General features: G+C 71.7%; 2 protein-coding genes. Both read left to right on the top strand.

From position 1 onward, the window contains the following. The first annotated feature begins 163 nt into the window (after positions 1–163). Complete coding sequence (locus tag ETD85_RS62145; protein ID WP_138699073.1) at positions 164–724, top strand: RNA polymerase sigma factor; 561 nt, start codon at positions 164–166, stop codon at positions 722–724. Then, the gene (locus ETD85_RS62140; protein ID WP_138699072.1) at positions 724–1,653 is read left to right on the top strand and encodes a hypothetical protein; all 930 of its coding nucleotides are present in this window, start codon (positions 724–726) and stop codon (positions 1,651–1,653) included. Before ETD85_RS62145 ends, ETD85_RS62140 begins: the two co-directional genes overlap by 1 nt. Positions 1,654–1,670 lie beyond the last annotated feature (17 nt).

The raw sequence follows: 1,670 nt of genomic DNA, 5'->3' as shown, positions 1-1,670 counted from the left end.
CGAACCACCACCCGAACCACCACCCGAACCACCACCCGGACCACCGCCGGGATCGCCCGTGATGGCTAGCACCCCCGCGAGAAAGATTTCCGGATTTCTAGGGAAACAACTCGAAGAGTCGCGACATGTATAGAGCGTCGGAGTCATAGACGAGGGGGACAGCGTGGCGCCGGGTGATCGCAAGCAGCGTTTCGAAGAGATCTACGATGCGCACTATCCCGACATCCTCGCCTACGTCCGGCGGCGTACCAGCTCCCACGAGGACGCGGCGGACATCCTCGCCGAGACCTTCACCATCGCCTGGCGCCGCCTGGACGACGTCCCCCCGGACCGCGCGGCCCGGTTATGGCTGTACGGCGTGGCCCGCCGCGTGCTGGCCAACGGCCGGCGGGCCGAGTCGCGGCACAGCGAGCTGGTCGAGCGGCTGGGCGCGCAGCTCGCCCTGTGGGCGGAGGCGGCGGGGCCCGACGGGGCCGAGGAGAGCGCCGAGGTGCGCGCGGCGTTCCTGCGCCTGAAGCCCGGCGACCGGGAGCTGCTCGCGCTCACCGGCTGGGAGGGGCTGAGCTCCGACGAGATCGCCACGGTGCTGGACTGCTCGCGCGGCGCCGTCCGGCTGCGGCTGCATCGAGCCCGCAAACGGCTGGCCAGGGAGTTGCAGGCAGCCGGGCTGGACGTGGCCCGTTACGGCTTTCGCGCGCTCGCGCTGACGAAGGGGGCAATGTGATGAACGGCGGCCAGCTGCGCAACGACATCGACCGCCTGGTGGCCGGCATCGCGCCCGACCCGGGACCCGGAATGACCCCGCTCGCCAGGGAGCTGGCGGCCGAGATCACCTCGATCCCCGTGGCACCGCAGACCGCTCGGCGCCACCGGCCTTGGGCGACCGTGCCACCGCTCTCCACCCGGCGCCGTCCTCGCTGGACGGCCATGCCACCGCTCAACACCCGGCGCCGTCGCCGCTGGGCAGCCGTGCCGGCGCTCGCCGCGCTGGCGGCCGTTCTGACGTTCGGTCTCGGCCAGGCCCCGGCCTCCGCGGCGCTGGACATCGAGCGGGAGGGCGACCACTACGTCATCACGGTGAAGGACCTGATGGCCGATCCGCAGGTGTACCAGTCCGAGCTCAGGGCCCGGGGCCTGGACATCACGCTCAGGCTCGTGCCGACGTCGGCGAGCCAGGCGGGCCGGATGTTCGTGATCAACGACACGGACCTGCTGAGGTCGGGCCGGCCGGTGCCCGAGGAGGGCCCCATCACACCCATCGACGCGCCAGGCCCGTGCGCGTGGGCCCGCGGGTGCCAGATCGGGGTGCGTGTCCCCGTGGACTACGACAAGAAGGCCGAGATCATCCTGGGCAGGCTGGCCGAGGCCGGCGAGAAGTACGCGATGCCGCCCGGGATCGCCATGCCCGGCGAGCCCCTGCACTGCGTGGACTACGTCAACAAGACCGTCGCCGAGATCGGGCCGATGCTGCGGGAGCGGGGCGTCGAGGCGGAGTTCATCTCCCACGGGCAGCGGAGTGCCGGGCCGTCCGCCCCTGAGGGCTGGTACGTGCAGGACGGCGTGATGAGCGCGGCCGGCAAGGCGCTCATGCTGATCGCGCCCGAGCCGAACCCTCAGCACCCCGCACCGAACGCCTCCTGCCCGGTCCCTTAAACACCTCATTCGTCGCC

It is taken from the genome of Nonomuraea zeae (assembly GCF_005889725.1).
Lineage (GTDB): Bacteria > Actinomycetota > Actinomycetes > Streptosporangiales > Streptosporangiaceae > Nonomuraea > Nonomuraea zeae.
Note: the sequence above shows the minus strand (reverse complement) of the source record. Positions and strands in the feature narration are given on the sequence as shown.

Excerpts from the sequence above, each read along its gene's own strand:
- ETD85_RS62140 (WP_138699072.1), top strand. The coding sequence starts at position 724 with ATGAACGGCGGCCAGCTGCGCAACGACATCGACCGCCTGGTGGCCGGC.